14 protein-coding genes are annotated in these 15,144 nt (G+C 37.9%); 12 read left to right on the forward strand and 2 right to left on the reverse strand.

Annotated elements, in window-relative coordinates; translation table 11 throughout:
- The first annotated feature begins 2 nt into the window (after positions 1-2).
- From BN986_RS05390 to BN986_RS05430, 9 genes are all read left to right on the forward strand, one after another.
- On the forward strand, positions 3-935 hold the full coding sequence (locus tag BN986_RS05390; protein WP_040978625.1) for a hexose kinase: 933 nt from the start codon (positions 3-5) through the stop codon (positions 933-935).
- A gap of 1,252 nt (positions 936-2,187) precedes the next feature.
- A complete protein-coding gene (locus BN986_RS05395; protein ID WP_052400649.1) occupies positions 2,188-3,105 on the forward strand; it encodes an ROK family protein in 918 nt (305 codons plus the stop codon).
- Positions 3,106-3,179: 74 nt separating this feature from the next.
- Positions 3,180-4,793, forward strand: coding sequence for an extracellular solute-binding protein (locus tag BN986_RS05400; RefSeq protein WP_040978626.1), 1,614 nt, complete (start codon positions 3,180-3,182; stop codon positions 4,791-4,793).
- Positions 4,794-4,995: 202 nt separating this feature from the next.
- On the forward strand, positions 4,996-5,919 hold the full coding sequence (locus BN986_RS05405; protein WP_040979210.1) for an ABC transporter permease: 924 nt from the start codon (positions 4,996-4,998) through the stop codon (positions 5,917-5,919).
- A 12-nt stretch (positions 5,920-5,931) separates the two neighbouring features.
- Positions 5,932-6,831 carry a carbohydrate ABC transporter permease gene (locus BN986_RS05410; protein ID WP_040978627.1) on the forward strand — a complete coding sequence of 300 codons (900 nt, stop codon included), beginning with the start codon at positions 5,932-5,934 and terminating at the stop codon, positions 6,829-6,831.
- A gap of 87 nt (positions 6,832-6,918) precedes the next feature.
- Entirely contained in the window at positions 6,919-7,539 is a 621-nt protein-coding gene (locus BN986_RS05415) for a YesL family protein (RefSeq protein WP_040978628.1), read from the forward strand.
- Between the two features lie 19 nt (positions 7,540-7,558).
- Positions 7,559-8,830 (forward strand): Gfo/Idh/MocA family protein, encoded by a 1,272-nt coding sequence (locus BN986_RS05420; protein ID WP_040978629.1) that lies wholly within the window; start codon positions 7,559-7,561, stop codon positions 8,828-8,830.
- A 144-nt stretch (positions 8,831-8,974) separates the two neighbouring features.
- Positions 8,975-9,964: a LacI family DNA-binding transcriptional regulator gene (locus BN986_RS05425; RefSeq protein WP_040978631.1), complete on the forward strand. Its 990-nt coding sequence runs from the start codon at positions 8,975-8,977 to the stop codon at positions 9,962-9,964.
- Between the two features lie 83 nt (positions 9,965-10,047).
- Entirely contained in the window at positions 10,048-10,872 is an 825-nt protein-coding gene (locus BN986_RS05430) for an MBL fold metallo-hydrolase (RefSeq protein WP_040978632.1), read from the forward strand.
- Positions 10,873-10,958: 86 nt separating this feature from the next.
- On the opposite strand, the gene BN986_RS05435 is transcribed toward BN986_RS05430, so the two are convergent.
- The gene (locus BN986_RS05435; protein ID WP_052400650.1) at positions 10,959-11,555 is read right to left on the reverse strand and encodes a TetR/AcrR family transcriptional regulator; all 597 of its coding nucleotides are present in this window, start codon (positions 11,553-11,555) and stop codon (positions 10,959-10,961) included.
- Between the two features lie 162 nt (positions 11,556-11,717).
- Here BN986_RS05435 and BN986_RS05440 point away from each other — a divergent pair, with 162 nt between their 5' ends.
- Entirely contained in the window at positions 11,718-12,305 is a 588-nt protein-coding gene (locus BN986_RS05440; protein ID WP_040978633.1) for an NAD(P)H-dependent oxidoreductase, read from the forward strand.
- A 34-nt stretch (positions 12,306-12,339) separates the two neighbouring features.
- Positions 12,340-12,915, forward strand: a complete 576-nt coding sequence (locus tag BN986_RS25680) for a GNAT family N-acetyltransferase (protein ID WP_052400651.1) — start codon at positions 12,340-12,342, stop codon at positions 12,913-12,915.
- A 136-nt stretch (positions 12,916-13,051) separates the two neighbouring features.
- Here the strand turns inward: BN986_RS25680 and BN986_RS05450 are convergent, their stop codons facing one another.
- Positions 13,052-13,516 carry a GNAT family N-acetyltransferase gene (locus tag BN986_RS05450; protein WP_040978634.1) on the reverse strand — a complete coding sequence of 155 codons (465 nt, stop codon included), beginning with the start codon at positions 13,514-13,516 and terminating at the stop codon, positions 13,052-13,054.
- 1,163 nt (positions 13,517-14,679) lie between these two features.
- Here BN986_RS05450 and BN986_RS05455 point away from each other — a divergent pair.
- Positions 14,680-15,123, forward strand: a complete 444-nt coding sequence (locus BN986_RS05455; protein ID WP_040978635.1) for a hypothetical protein — start codon at positions 14,680-14,682, stop codon at positions 15,121-15,123.
- Positions 15,124-15,144 lie beyond the last annotated feature (21 nt).

The following is a 15,144-nucleotide window of genomic DNA, read 5'->3' on the forward strand; positions in this document are numbered from 1 at the left end:
CATTGATTCTAACCGTTACTTTAAATCCTTCTGTTGATATACAATATCGTGTCGATGCTTTTCGGGAAAACCATGTTCACCGTGCTCAAACTGTATCCAAAACTGCTGGAGGAAAAGGGTTAAATGTAACACGCGTTCTTTATCAATTGAATGAAGAAGTCATTGCTTGTGGATTTGCAGGAGGACCTCTTGGCAGTTTTATTGAAGCGGAATTAGATAACCGTGGGATTGCACATGAATTTACGCCAATTGCAGGAGAAACACGAAATTGTATAGCGATTATTCATGATGGAAAGCAAACCGAAATTCTGGAAGCTGGTCCCGTTATTACGGAAAAGGAAATCGAAAGCTTTTTGACTGCATTTCAAGAAAGAGCTGAAAAAGTAGAAGTGATTACTATTTCTGGCAGTTTGCCTAAAGGAGTACCGGAGAATTTTTATAATCAATTGCTTGAGATCGCGAATAAAGCAAATAAACCCGTATTATTGGATACAAAAAGCACGCTCATCCAGACCGCTTTGGAAAAAGAGAATATCCCTTTTCTGATTAAACCAAATCAGGAAGAATTTGAAGAACTTGCTGGCATTACTTTTTCGTCAATAGAAACCATTATTGGATCACTAAAGAAACCATTATTCAGCGAGTTATCCTGGGTGGTTGTTACACTAGGAAAAGACGGTGCTATTGTGAAGCATGGAGATAAAATTTATCGTGTAGTTTCCCCCGCTGTAGAAGCTGTAAATCCTGTTGGCTCTGGAGATTCAGTAATTGCTGGTTTAGCTGCTGGATACCGGCGAGGATTAGAAGGAAAAGATTTTATTCAGTTTGGCATTGTAATGGGTGTTTTAAACGCTTTGGAAGAACAGACCGGAAAAATTCGTTTAAATCAGCTGGATGATTATTTGAATCAGATTGAAATCAGGGAAATTACATGATGGATGATAAATTGACGTATTCTCTTTTTTTGGAGGGTACGTCTTTTTATCATGGAGAACCGTCTGTGAAAACCAGACCTCCAAATAAAGTGTGAAAATAAATTTATTTAGGGAGGAGTTAAAGGACGCCAACCTTGTAGACAAAGAATAAATAGCAGGTGAAGTGTATAGCACCGCTGCGGCGGACCGTTTTGCTTTCCGACGTACAACGGTTTTTGATGGGGCGAGTAACCGCAAAAGCTCTTCGGTGGGGCGAGTGATCGCAGCCCCAGTCCCAGGACGTTGCGACTTTAGTCTGCCTAGGGGCACGCTCTTCAGCTAACTTTTGCCAAGAAGAGCGCTTGGCAAAAGTGGATCTTCAGATGGTGCTGATCCCACAAGAGTCAAAACAGTCCGCCTCCGCTAGTTAGGCATTCTATATGTGGAATAGCTGAACAAATAAAAGGTAGTTCAGACAGAAGAGATTTTTTGTGGTGCATGGTAAAAATATTCAGCCAAGATTACGCTCTGTGCATGAAAGCTATTCTAAATGTTAACTATCCACGCTGTTATGATTCGAACTGCTAAACCAACCATTTGAAATAACGAAATGATCGTGTCATCAAGCGATAGAGATACTATTTCGTCCACCCCAATAGGATGTTATCTCTTTCATTCGCTGTAGAATCCCATCAGAGCGCAGGGCAACCATGGAGACTCCTATGGGAACAGGGCGAGCTGAAGATCCACTTGAAAAGCGGTTTTCTTTTCAAGTTAGCTGAAGCCGTCCCCATGGCAGACTAAGACCGCAACGTCCTGGGGTTGCGATTACTCACCCCATCGAAAAGAGTTGTTGCAACGTCTGCACTAGTACGTCCTGGGACTGCGATTACTCGCCCCATCGAAAACATTTGTACGTCGGAAAGCGGAGTGGTTGCCCGGAGCGGAGCCATGCACAACCATCAATTCAACAATGAACGGATATTTAACCAAAAAGCAAATATGGTAATGGGCAACATGTTCATCCTAAAATGGCAAGATATATATGCTTACTCTTAGCTGTGATAGTGGAAGCGGAACAAGCTTGTACTATTAAAAGAAAATAAATTTCTTTATTCCAACTAAATCTATATAAATAAAATTGATTTATTTGTTTATTAATAATTTTTAAAAAAATTATAGACGGATAAAATATAGTATGCTAATATAAGAAAAAAGTTAGTAAATAATTTATTAAAATAACAGTAAATATTTACTTGAAGTAGGTGAGAGATTGGAATATGTAATTGGTGTAGATATTGGAGGAACAAAAATTGCATCTATTGTCGTAGATTCTGGTGGAAATATTGTACAGCGCTATGAACTGCCAAGTATTAAGGGAGATTCAGAGGAAATGTTTCAGCAGGTGGCTGACTGTATTCATCAATTAATGCTGTTAGCAAATATTTCGATGCAGGAGGTAACTGTAATGGGGGTCGGCATCCCGGGCAAAGTAGATCGGGAGAAAGGAGTAGCTGTTTTTCAGAATAATTTACCGTGGAGGGATTTCCCTATTGTCGAGAGATTGCAGGAACAGTTTCCGTTAATACAGGATATTGCAATAGATAATGATGTCTACATGGCAGCGTATGCTGAATGGGAGCTGGCTAAATTACCTCAGGATTCGATGTTTGTATATGTGACGGTGAGTACAGGCATATCCTGTTCTATTATACAGAATGGGAAGTTTCTTAGAGGAAATGGGTTCGCTGGAGAGCTTGGACTTCTCCCGATTGAAAAGAAGAAAACATTAGAAGATATTGCATCAGGACCTGCGATTTTACGGTCAGCGAGAGAAGTGTATAACGATTCAAAGATGGATATAGAAACATTATTTTTGAAGTATAAAAATAATGAGAAGAAGGCAGTGAAAATAATTAACAGCATGCTGGAATCATTAGCGAAGGGAATTTACTCTATCATTTGCTTGATTCATCCACACCAAATTGTCTGTGGGGGAGGTGTGATTAACCATCAGCCATATATCATTGATTTACTAAATAAATTAATTAGCCAATATATGATTTCAGGACAACAAGAGGCCGATAATAATAACTCGGTTAAAATAAGTAGACTAAAAGAAGATGCTGGAGTGGTTGGGGCAAGTAAAAATATTACCAATAATGTAAGCGCTTTAAATCGGAGGAGGTGAAAGGAATCTATTGCAATCCTGAGTATCTGAGTTATCGCTTATACGAAACGATTTACTTTTAGGGGGGATTTTCATTGAAGTTAAAAAAATTATTTATTTTAATGACGCTGATTGTTCTGTTATTAGCTGCTTGTAGTAATAGTGGTTCAAGTGGTGACGCTGCCGCAGAAGAAGATTTGGATAATTTGACAGACTCCGGCTTACCAATTGTAGAAGAATCGATTGATTTAAATATATTCGCAGGAAAAGCTCCTGCAACAGCAGATGATTGGAATGATGTTCTCATTTGGAATGAGTATGAGGAAATGTCGAATATTAATGTGGAATGGGACATGGTTCCTCATGAAGGATTAAGTGAAAAAAGAAACCTTGCCTTAGCGAGCGGCGATTTGCCAGATGCATTCCATAGTGCAGTTATTCCTGTTCCTGATATTTTCAAGTATGGACAGCAGGGAACTTTTATTCCATTAAATGACCTTATTGAGGAACATGCACCCAATCTGAAACAAATATTAGAAGAATATCCAGAAGTAGAAAAAGCGATTACATTCCCAGATGGCAATATTTATTCTTTTCCTTTAATTTATGATCCAGAGTTCTCTGCACTTCGAATTAGTGAAGGACCATGGTTCCGTGAAGATTGGCTGGAAGAATTGGATATGGATGTGCCGGAAACAACCGATGAATTTTATGAATATTTAAAAGCTGTTAAAGAAGGTAACCCGAGTGGGGATGAGAGTATAGAAGAAATTCCTTTTGGGGGGTTATCTATTAATGGTCTGCTAACGTATTTAAAGGGTTCTTATGGAATTGGTAATAAAGGAAAAGGACATCGATTTATCGACTTAGATCCTGATGGAGAAACAGTTCGATTCTATCCAACTACTGACAATTATAAAGAAATGCTTGAGTTTGTTCATAAGCTTTATGACGAAGGTTTGATTGAAGAAAATATATTTTCTATCAGCGCAGAACAATTTTACGCAAATGCTGGAGACGGAGTATATGGCAGCACATACAACCATAGCCCTGCAGAGCTGTTTCCTGGAGAGCACCGGACGGACTATACAGGTGGTGTAGCGTTAGAAGGACCTTATGGAGACCAGGAATTTGCTGGTATTGGATTCCCTTCAGGTACAAGCGGGTTTGTTATCACAAGCAGTAATGAGAATCCTGCTGCAACTGCTCGTTGGATGGATTACTTTTACAGTGATGAAGGTGCTGAGCTGTTCTTTATGGGGATTGAAGGAGAGACATTTGAGAAAACAGAAGATGGAGAATACCAATATGTAGAAGAAATTCGTGATAATCCGGATGGCTTAACTTTAGATCAGGCTGTTGCGCAATACCTCACTTGGCCAGGTGGACAATACCCTGGAATTTTGATGGAAGACTATTTTAAAGGAGCTGAAGGAGCAGAATCATCCAAAGGGGCTGCTGAAAAGTTAGAGCCTGATTTTATAGATGAAGTATGGCCTTCCTTCACATATACAGAAGAAGAAAACAATACGATGACTTCTGTAGGAGCAGATATTGAGAAATATGTTGAGGAAATGACGGACCAATTCATTTCTGGGCAGACGTCATTTACACAATGGGATGATTATGTAGAGACACTTGAAAGCATGGGATTAGAACAATACATGGAAATTCAACAGGATGCTTATGAACGTTATTTAAGTAACTAAGGAAATTAAATAGTGTTTAATAACCAATTAAAACCTCAGGAAATAAGCACCTTTTCTCTTATTTCCTGAGGAAGGATAAGTGATCAAACATCATCAAAAAAAGCTTTGAATGAAAGTATTTTATCAAACAATCATCAATTAATCAGGGCATTGTTTAGGTTGTAAAAGGAGGGCTAGGATGGCAAAGAATCCTGCACGTGCGATGAGTATGAGCAGCAATAGATTGGAGCGGTTTAAGAAAAATGTTCTTTTGAACTGGAGATTATATGTTTTTCTTTTGCCGGCAATGATTTACTTTACCATTTTTCATTATATCCCAATGTACGGAGTGCAAATTGCTTTTAAAGATTTTTATGCAACAGAAGGGATTATAGGAAGTCCATGGGCTGGCTTTGAACATTTTCAACGCTTTTTTGATTCCTATTACTTTTGGCGGCTAATTAAAAACACGGTTATTTTAAGTCTTTATCAGCTTATTTTATTCCCGTTGCCGATTATATTTGCACTTATGCTGAATGAGCTGAAAAATGGAGCTTTTAAAAAATGGTCGCAGACGCTTACATATGCGCCGCATTTTATGTCTGTCGTCGTTATTGTAGGAATGCTCGTTGCTTTTCTGGACCCTATTACTGGAATGGTAAACCATGTTATTACTTACTTTGGGGGATCATCGATTTCCTTTCTGACCAGTCCTGATTGGTTTCGCCATATTTTTGTATGGTCTGGCCAATGGCAAACATTAGGGTGGGGGACGATTATTTATTTAGCAGCATTAGCAGGAGTAAATCCAGAACTTCATGAAGCAGCTAAGATGGATGGAGCTTCCCGGATACAGCGTATTATTCATATTAATATTCCTGCGATACTGCCGACGATTGTTGTTTTATTTATCCTGAATATCGGAAGCTTTATGGCGATTGGATTTGAGAAGGTATTATTAATGCAGAATAATTTGAATGCGGAGACATCAGATATTATTCAAACGTTTGTATATCAAACCGGTTTGTTGGAGGGACAATATAGTTTTGCCGCAGCAATTGGGCTGTTTGACTCGGTTATTAATCTAACATTACTCATTATCGTCAATCAAATTGCACGGAAAACTAGTGAGAACAGTCTGTGGTAAGGAGGAATGACTATGCGAAAGTTTCAGCTGTCCGATAAAGGTTTTGATGTTCTGAATACGATATTTGTTACGATTATCGTCATACTGATTGTTTACCCGCTTATTTTTGTATTAAGTGCATCCATCAGTAGTCCGGCTGCTGTAAATACAGGTAAAATGTGGCTCTGGCCGGTAGATATTTCATTTAATGGATTTAAAACAGTGTTTCAAAATGAAGCTATTTGGTCCGGGTATCGGAATACCATTATATATACAGTGGTCGGTACGATTCTTCATTTAGCCATCTTATTACCTTGCTCATATGCTTTATCAAGGAAAGAAGTAGTAGGAAAACAGTTTATTATGTGGTTTATTCTATTTACGATGCTATTTAATGGAGGGCTGATTCCTACTTATCTTGTGATTCAGTCATTGGGAATGATTGATACGATGTGGGCAATTGTTGTTCCCAATGTTGTTGGAGCATGGTCTATTCTTGTTGCCCGGGCTTTTTTCCAGCAGAGTATTCCAGATCAGCTTGTTGAAGCGTCAAAAATTGATGGGGCTACGGACTTTCAGATTTTCTTTAAAATTGTCTTGCCGCTATCCATGCCAATTATTGCTGTAATGGCACTGTTTCATGCGGTTGGCTTATGGAATCAGTACTTTAATGCATTAATCTATTTATCCGATGAAACGAAATATCCGTTACAGTTGATTCTGAGAGAAATTTTAATTTTAAATGAAGGTATGATGTCTGGCGGTGCAGGAGCAGAAGGTGGATCAGCAAGTTCATTTGCAGAACAAATTGAAACCGCTTCCCTTATTAAGTATGCCGTTATTATCGTATCGTCCCTGCCGTTATTAATCGTCTATCCATTTGTTCAACGGTTCTTTGTAAAAGGGGTATTGATTGGTTCCGTAAAAGAGTAAATGGGTCAAGTGAAGTAGAAAAGATAGGCAGTGTTATATGGGTTTATAGATGAAATAGTATTTTTGATAAGATGGGGAGGGGAGAAAATGACAGGTTTTATGGCAGGCTATTATACTTTGTGTTTATGGATTACGAGATTTCTTTATGTTCATTTTTTATGGATAGGGTTTACTATTCTTGGTTTAGGTATTTTGGGAGTAATGCCTGCAACAGCTGCTATGTTTGCAGTTGTTCGAAAATGGATTCAAGGCGAAGCAGATAATAGTCCGGTGTTTCCATTATTTTGGAAAACATATAAGCAGGAATTTTTAAGAAGTAATCTTCTTGGAAGTATCCTCTTTTTCATCGGCTATGCTTTAATCATTCAGTATCAAATATTACGCTTTCAGGAAGAGACGATGTATTTTATTGCAAGCTTTGCTGTACTGGCCATAGCTATTTTATTTAGTGTCATCGTATTGTATTTCTTTCCTGTATTCTCGCACTTTAAATTATCAGCTATTCAATATCTATTATGGCCATTTATGATTGGATTTTTACACCCGATCTTAACGATTATTTTATTTATTGCTGTAGCAGGAATCTATTATTTTGTTTTTATGACGATACCTGGATTGCTGTTTCTAATGGGAGGAACTGTGGCCGCCTTTATTTTAACTTGGGGCGGACAGTTAACTTTTTCTAAATTTGAATATAAAGAAGAATAAATGGTTGGGAGGAATTAATATGCAGCCGAAAAAAGCTATTTTGATTGGTGCGGGAGATCGTGGAGCAAGAGCATATGCACCTTATGCATTAAATTATCCGAATGAACTTCAAATTGTCTCTGTAGCAGATCCGAATGATGAACGTAGAAACCGGGTAAAGATAGAGCATGAATTGGAAGAATCCGTTTGCTATACTTCTTGGGAAGCGCTTTTACAAGAAGATAAAAAAGCGGATGTTGCTATTATTTGTACATTGGACCGTTTTCATTATCAACCAACGATGAAAGCATTGGAAAAGGGCTACCATGTTCTTTTAGAAAAACCAATGTCGCCTGATCCTAAGGAATGTATTGATATGGAGGCAACGGCGGCTAAATATCAACGCCAATTAACCATCTGTCATGTTCTTCGTTATACAGAGTTTTGGTCAACGATTAAGAAGGTTATTGAACGAGGCGATATAGGAAATGTTGCTTCCATTCAATTAAATGAAAATGTAGAGATTATGCATATGTCGCATAGTTTTGTCCGGGGAAATTGGAGTAATAAAGAAAAGTCGAGTCCCATGATATTACAGAAATCCTGCCATGATATGGATATTATTAATTTTGTTATGGGAAAACAATGTGAACGAATCAGCTCCTATGGATCGTTAATGCATTTTCGTAAAGAGAATAAGCCAAAAGGGGCTCCCAAACGCTGTCTGGACGGATGTCCAATTGAACAGGAGTGTCCTTTTCATGCAGGAAGATATTATCTGGGAGAGGGCAGAGGCTGGGCTAAAAAATTTACGGAAGATCATACCAATGAAGGGATTATAAAAGCATTGCAGGAGACCGATTATGGAAAATGTGTTTATCAAGCGGATAATAATGTGGTAGATCATCAGGTTGTGAATATGGAATTTGAAGACGGCGCTACAGCAACTTTTAGCATGTCTGGATTCACTAGAGAGCAGACTCGTATGGTCCAGATTATGGGGACAAAAGGAGAAATTCGGGGGAACATGGCGGACAACCGTATTTCTGTCTATGATTTTTCTACGAAGCGGGAATCGATTATTAAATTTAGTAAACCAATTGGCGGTCATGGCGGTGGCGACAATAATATTGTCCGTACGTTTTTACATGATATTGATCATTATGGTGAACAGGAGAGCATCTCCTCTGCTGCAACATCATTACGAAGTCATTTAATGGCATTTGCTGCAGAAGAATCAAGGCTTAATCACGGTCAGTCGATTCATATTGATGATTTTTATTCTGCATATGCGACAGATGCTATCAAGTAAACTAGCATTATTTTTTGCAAAAAATGTGCTTAAATATTAAAAAATTGCCGTTAAACCTTTTCAAAACCTCTAATTATCATGATTTTTAGATATAAAAGTGGTACGATGAATACGAATGACACAGGTGGTAAAGAAGGTGTTTACATGGCAACGATTAAAGATATTGCAAAATTAGCTGGTGTTTCAGCGGCAACTGTTTCACGGGTTCTAAATTATGATTCATCCTTATCGGTGACGGATAAAACAAAAAAAAGAATATTTGAAGCGGCGGAAGAGCTTTCTTATCAAAAGAAATCGGCCCACAAATTTGGCGGGCATAAAATTGCAATTGTACATTGGTATACAGAACAAGAAGAATTAAACGATTTATATTATCTATCAATCCGCTTAGGGATTGAACAACGGTGTAAGGCATTGGATATGAACGCAGAAGTCTATTTCTTTGATAATATTAGTGAAATATCATCTAAAGATGTGGATGGAATTATTGCTGTTGGAAAATTTAGTTATTCGCAAGTGAAAGAACTTTCACAGATTAATCAGCATGTTGTTTTTGTAGATTACAGTCCGGATCAGGACCATTATGATGCAGTAATTGTAGACTTTGAAAGAGCAACCTATAAAGTAATTGATTATTTTATTGAAACAGGTCATCAAGAAATCGGTTTTATTGGCGGAAGAGAGATAGCTAAGGGAGAAACAGAGGTTATTTCTGATATGAGGGAACGAACTTTTTGCTCTTATATGCAAGAGTTGGGTTTATTTAAATCAGAGTATGTTTATATGGACATTTTTTCAGTTGATAATGGTTATAAACTTATGAAGCGGGCAATTGAAGAATTAGGTGACCGTTTGCCATCAGCTTTTTTTATCAGCAGTGATGTGATGGCAATTGGCAGCTTGAGAGCTTTGCATGAAGCAACTATTTCGGTACCTGAGAGAGTAAGCATTATTGGCATTAATGATATGTCCATTTCAAAATATGTATACCCTTCATTGTCTTCTGTAAAAGTATTTACAGAAGAAATGGGGGAGGCTGCAGTGGATACATTGTTGGAACGTTTAGATGGAAGGGTAATTGCCAAAAAAATATTATTAGCTACCGAGTTAATTTTAAGAGATAGTGTGAAATAGGAATACGTGTGATGTGAAAATGTAAATATAATAGCGCTCTCTATTACTAATTTTAACTACTTTACAGGAAGCAGGGACGTAAGATGAAGGTACATTTTTTAGGAACAGCAGCTGCAGAAGGTTTCCCCAATGTATTTTGCCGCTGCCAGCCTTGCCAGGACGCCAGAAAGGCAAAAGGAAGAAATATTCGTACCCGAAGCTCTGTGGTTATTGATGATCAATGGAGAGTTGATTATCCGCCAGATGCCTATTATCAGGCACTTAGAGATGATGTAGATATGTCCCAAGTAAACCACCTTTTATTAACGCATACGCATTATGATCATCTTTGTGCAGGAGATTTACTTTCACGAATAGAAGGCTTTGCTCATGGGGTAGAGCAGCCTTTAAATATTTATGGGAATGATCTGGCCTTACAGCAATGCCGAACGATCTTTTCAGAGGAAAGTGGGATTCAACAGCAATTTAACATGCAGCGTTTAATTCCTTTCGAAGCTTTTTGGATTGGGCAAGCAAAAATCACTCCTCTTTTGGCGGATCATGATCCACGGGAAACCTGCTTATTATTCTATATTGAAAAAGACAGCGAGCATTTACTGTATGGGAATGACTCTGGCTGGTTTCCTCCTGCAACATGGGATTGGCTGGAGGGAAGACGCGTGGATATGGCGATTTTAGATTGTACTGTCGGGATGAATGGAAACCCAAAGAGCCGTAACCATATGAGTGTGGAAACGGTCATTGAGGTGAAAAAGCGGTTTCAGGCATGGCATGAAGAAAATACGAAAACAAAAATAATTGCTACACATTTTTCTCATAATTGCGGTTTACTTTATCAGGATTTAGTGGACATACTTGCTCCTTATCAAATAGAAGTTGCATATGATGGGTTGGTTAAACATATTTGAGCAAAGGTTCAAAGTAAAGCCTTTGCTCTAAAAATAAAATTTGTTTTCAGTCAGTGGTGAAAATAGTCGAGAGCAGAAAATAGTTATCACGGATTTGGGACAGACTTTATCTTCACCCCATATCTGGTAACATCGTCCTCATCACAGATAATCCGTGAAATAACCTCAGCTATTTCTTTCGGGCTTTGCTGCATTCCTGTTTTCACCCATTCATTTAGTATCTCGATCGTACCGGCAACTTGAAAAGAAACATTAAATTTTTCAAAATCAGCACCTTGAATAACCCCATGTTGTTTTCTTTCCTCCAGCTCTTTCTCCGTAATTATTTCTTTCACCTTTAATAGAAGTGTGCTATTTCGCTGTTCATTCATAAATAGATGAAATGCGTTCTTATTTTCCCAAATAGAAGCTGCTACCTGTTCGATAAATTCCGCTAATGTAAGGGGTTTATTATTTCTGTAAAGATTTTCAATCCACTCTAAAAGCTGATTCAAAAGCTCATTTTCCAGCTGCTGATAAAGGTCAAAGATATCTTGGAAATGTAAATAAAACGTCCCGCGCCCAATATCAGCCAAATGGGAGATTTCGGAGACGGTTATTTTCGTCAATTCCTTTTCTTTTAAAAGTATTAAAAATGCATTCTTAATTGCTTTTTGAGTTTTCTTTGTACGCCGGTCAGCCATCTTATTCATCCTTCCTGAACACTTTTTGTATAACTGTTTATTATGTAACAGATGGGCAAAAATTGAATATTGTTTCTTCATTTATTCGATTATATAATACGCTTATACATAAATAAACAGTTGTTCAAAAAATAACTGTGAAGGGAAGGGTAAAAGGGTTAAATGAAAAACTTACAGGCAAAAAATATTGCAGTGATTTATGCATATCCTAATGATTCAGGATTTAATTCGGCTATTTTTTCAACAGTAGAGAAGAATATTCACCCAAGGCACCATGTAAAGGTGATAGACTTATATCAAGATAACTTTCGCCCAGTGTTATACTTTGATAATATACATAAGAGAAGAGATTTGCAGTTTGACGCGGAAGTAGAAGAATACAGAGAAATTGTGTCATGGGCCAGCCATCTAATTTTTATTTTTCCCATCTGGTGGGGCGGGATGCCAGCTATTCTAAAAGGTTTTGTAGACCGTGTTTTCGCAAAAGGATTTGCGTATGAGTATAAAGGGGTCATTCCAATAGGTCTTTTAAAAAATAAAACGGGCTGGATTATTACGACGCATGATACGCCGTCATTATATGTGAAGCTCATGCAGCATGATTATGGGAGAGTTTTAAAAAAGCAAATACTCAAAATGTGCGGAATTACACCAACAGCATTCCATACCATGTCTTTTTTAAGGTATAAAAAAGAGAAAAGCAGAAAAAGGTTTTTAGAACAGCTAACAAGAAAAGCGCAAAAAATCTAAATGAAATGATATAGATCAAATCTGGAGGAATACTATGCATAAAAAGAAGTATTATTTAGAAACGATAGATCCGACAACTATCCATATAAAAGTTCTCTATAACTATTTGCAACAGGACTTTGAGCGTATCGAATTACTTCCCCGTTTTGTGATAAAGCGTAATTTAAAGAAGGGCTCCATGAAGGCTGTTTATCTGACAGATGGGCAAGAAAAATATGGGTATGCGATTTATCAGCAAGTAGATGTATTTGGCGGTATTTTTATTTCCTATTTAGCTGTGCGTTCGAAATTCAGAGCGAATGGACTAGGTAGTGAACTCATGCAGCAGCTGAAGGATTTGTCCGCAAATGGTATTTTGCTGGAGGTAGAGGATCCGGAGGCTGCAAAAGGGGAGCAGGATTATGCCAACAGACTTCGAAGGATTCAGTTTTATGAACGGAATGGCCTGCATCTAAATCCAAATATAAAAATCAATTCATTTTTTGTTCCATTGAGAATGATGAACAATGCGGAGCGAACAGATGTTTATGATATTACTTTTTACCAGAAGTTATATAACCGTATTTGGGGCTTGCCGTTGGGAAGTTTTTTTGTGAAAGAAAATCAGTAAAGATGGAGTTATTTCGGGGTATAAAAAAAGAAGCTGGTCTATGATTTCCAACTTCTTTCCTGTCATAATATGATGTTTTCAATTTCAAGCTATTGTTTTTTTGGCTGGTTAATTAAAGGATAAGGAAATAAAGGCTTTACCTGTTTATATCCTTCAAATCTAACTCCCAATAAAGCATTGCTTCCGTCTGTTCCCTTTTTTGCATATTTATTTTTTCTAATACACGCATGGAGGCAGGGTTATCTAAGCGTGTTTCAGCTATCATTTTATGAACTTCTGACGTATGTATAGCCCAATGTATTAAAGCTGTAAGAGCTTCCGTTGCGTAGCCTTTGTTCCAGCAAGTTTCAAGGAACCCATAACCAATTTCTACTACTTTATTTTCATCAGGTTTTCCTTTGAAACCAATATCTCCGACTATATTCCCGGTTGATTTGTGCTTCACAAGCCAAACACCCCAATATAATAAAGCAGGGTCTTCCTTTAAAGCATTTAAATGACGAATTATATGAGGTCCACAAGTATATTCTTCTTTTATCTCAGGAGTAATCGTCTGTTCCGTACAAGGAATAATCATCAGCCTTTCTGTTCCCAACTTCATAAAACGCTCCTCTTTTCACTGCGAATTTAATTAGATATGACTGTTTTCTTCTCTCTTATTATAGCAGAGAAACAGTAGAGGTAATCCTTTAAACCATAGTATATCCAGTAATTAGTATCTGCTAATAATGGCTGGTTTAATTAGCTTGTATGTAGTATAATCAGATTATTTCATGATGGAAAAAATTATTTTATAAAACGAAACTTCATTCAGTGGGAGTTTTCGTCCTTCTCCCGCCTAAATAAATTTATTTTCACTCTTTATTTTGAAGCGAGAGTTTTACGGGCGGTTCTCCGTGATAATCTCAACTATCGTAACTAAGAATAAGCATATATATCTTGCTGTTTCAGGATTATCAAGTTCTTCTTTATTGTGCTTGCCTTTTAGTTAAATCAGCTTTTTTTGAACGAATGATAGTGTATAGCTCCCGCTCCGGCCAGCCACTCCGCTTTCCGACGTACAGGACGTACTAGTGCAGACGTTGCAACAGGACGTTGCGGTCTTAGTCTGCCATGGGGACGGCTTCAGCTAACTTGAAAAGAAGACCGCTTTTCAAGTGGATCTTCAGCTCGCCCTGTTCCCATAGGAGTCTGCGTGGTTGGCCTCCGCTATGATGGGATTCTACAGCGAATGAAAGAAATAACATCCTGTTTGGTTGGACGAAATAGTGGCGCTTTCGTTTGATAACACGATTATTCCAGTATTTTAAATGGTTAGGTTGGTTTAGCAGTTCGAATCAAAACAGCATGGATAGTTAACATCTAGAATAGCTCTCATGCACAAAAAGAAATCATTGCTGAGCACTTTTTCCATGCACCACGAAAAATCTTTTTTGTCTGGCCTGATCTACCTATTTTTGTTCAGCTATTCCACATATAGAACACCTAACTAGCGGAGGCGGACCGTTTTGACTCCTGTGGGATCAGCACCATCTGAAGATCCACTTTTGCCAAGTGCACTTCTTGGCAAAAGTTAGCTGAAGAGCGTGCCCCTAGGAAAGCAAAACGGTCCGCCGCAGCGGTATTTTACACTACACCTTCTATTTCTTTGTCAAGGGAATTATCGAAGGAACGACTAACTCCTGTTTCTATAGAAATGAAGACACTTTCTAAGATGCGAAAGTAGAGTTTTAAAGATATTTAGATAGAAAGGTGACTGCAAAGATGACGGAACAAGAACAGAAAGACTCCCGGTCCTATATTGAAATCATAGGTGACACAGTGGTTGGGAGGCATTTAATTGTTACAATTTTCATCAGCGTTGTACTCAGTTTTATTGGCTTTTTGACTGGCAGAGAGCTTATCTTTCCACGAATTGCCCCGGAAGAAATGATTCAGTCTTATTCATTATTATTAGGGATAGCCGGCAGCGTAACAGGTTTACTGGTTAACACATTTTTATTTAAGCCGAAGAGAACGTTGAATGAAACGGCATCTACGAACAATGAACTAACGGAAATCTATGAGAAGCTCCAGCTGGATATGGATGAAGAGCGTGAATCTATTTTGAATGATCCAGTAACAGCAGAAGAAATGAAGGAGCAGGGTTTTTATAACATGTTTATTTCTGATGAGAAAGAAAAAAGTGATGAGAAAGAGCAGAAATAGTAGAAAGAGGAGAATGAAGGA

The sequence above is a fragment of the Oceanobacillus jeddahensis genome (genome assembly GCF_000750635.1).
Lineage (GTDB): Bacteria > Bacillota > Bacilli > Bacillales > Amphibacillaceae > Oceanobacillus > Oceanobacillus jeddahense.

What these genes read in the sequence shown, in the direction of transcription:
- BN986_RS05425 (WP_040978631.1), top strand. Translation starts at nt 8,975, where the DNA reads ATGGCAACGATTAAAGATATTGCAAAATTAGCTGGTGTTTCAGCGGCA.
- BN986_RS05440 (WP_040978633.1), top strand. Translation starts at nt 11,718, where the DNA reads ATGAAAAACTTACAGGCAAAAAATATTGCAGTGATTTATGCATATCCT.
- BN986_RS05405 (WP_040979210.1), top strand. Translation starts at nt 4,996, where the DNA reads ATGAGTATGAGCAGCAATAGATTGGAGCGGTTTAAGAAAAATGTTCTT.
- BN986_RS05420 (WP_040978629.1), top strand. Translation starts at nt 7,559, where the DNA reads ATGCAGCCGAAAAAAGCTATTTTGATTGGTGCGGGAGATCGTGGAGCA.
- BN986_RS05410 (WP_040978627.1), top strand. Translation starts at nt 5,932, where the DNA reads ATGCGAAAGTTTCAGCTGTCCGATAAAGGTTTTGATGTTCTGAATACG.
- BN986_RS05455 (WP_040978635.1), top strand. Translation starts at nt 14,680, where the DNA reads ATGACGGAACAAGAACAGAAAGACTCCCGGTCCTATATTGAAATCATA.
- BN986_RS05450 (WP_040978634.1), bottom strand. Translation starts at nt 13,516, where the DNA reads ATGAAGTTGGGAACAGAAAGGCTGATGATTATTCCTTGTACGGAACAG.
- BN986_RS05415 (WP_040978628.1), top strand. Translation starts at nt 6,919, where the DNA reads ATGACAGGTTTTATGGCAGGCTATTATACTTTGTGTTTATGGATTACG.
- BN986_RS05430 (WP_040978632.1), top strand. Translation starts at nt 10,048, where the DNA reads ATGAAGGTACATTTTTTAGGAACAGCAGCTGCAGAAGGTTTCCCCAAT.
- BN986_RS05435 (WP_052400650.1), bottom strand. Translation starts at nt 11,555, where the DNA reads ATGGCTGACCGGCGTACAAAGAAAACTCAAAAAGCAATTAAGAATGCA.
- BN986_RS25680 (WP_052400651.1), top strand. Translation starts at nt 12,340, where the DNA reads ATGCATAAAAAGAAGTATTATTTAGAAACGATAGATCCGACAACTATC.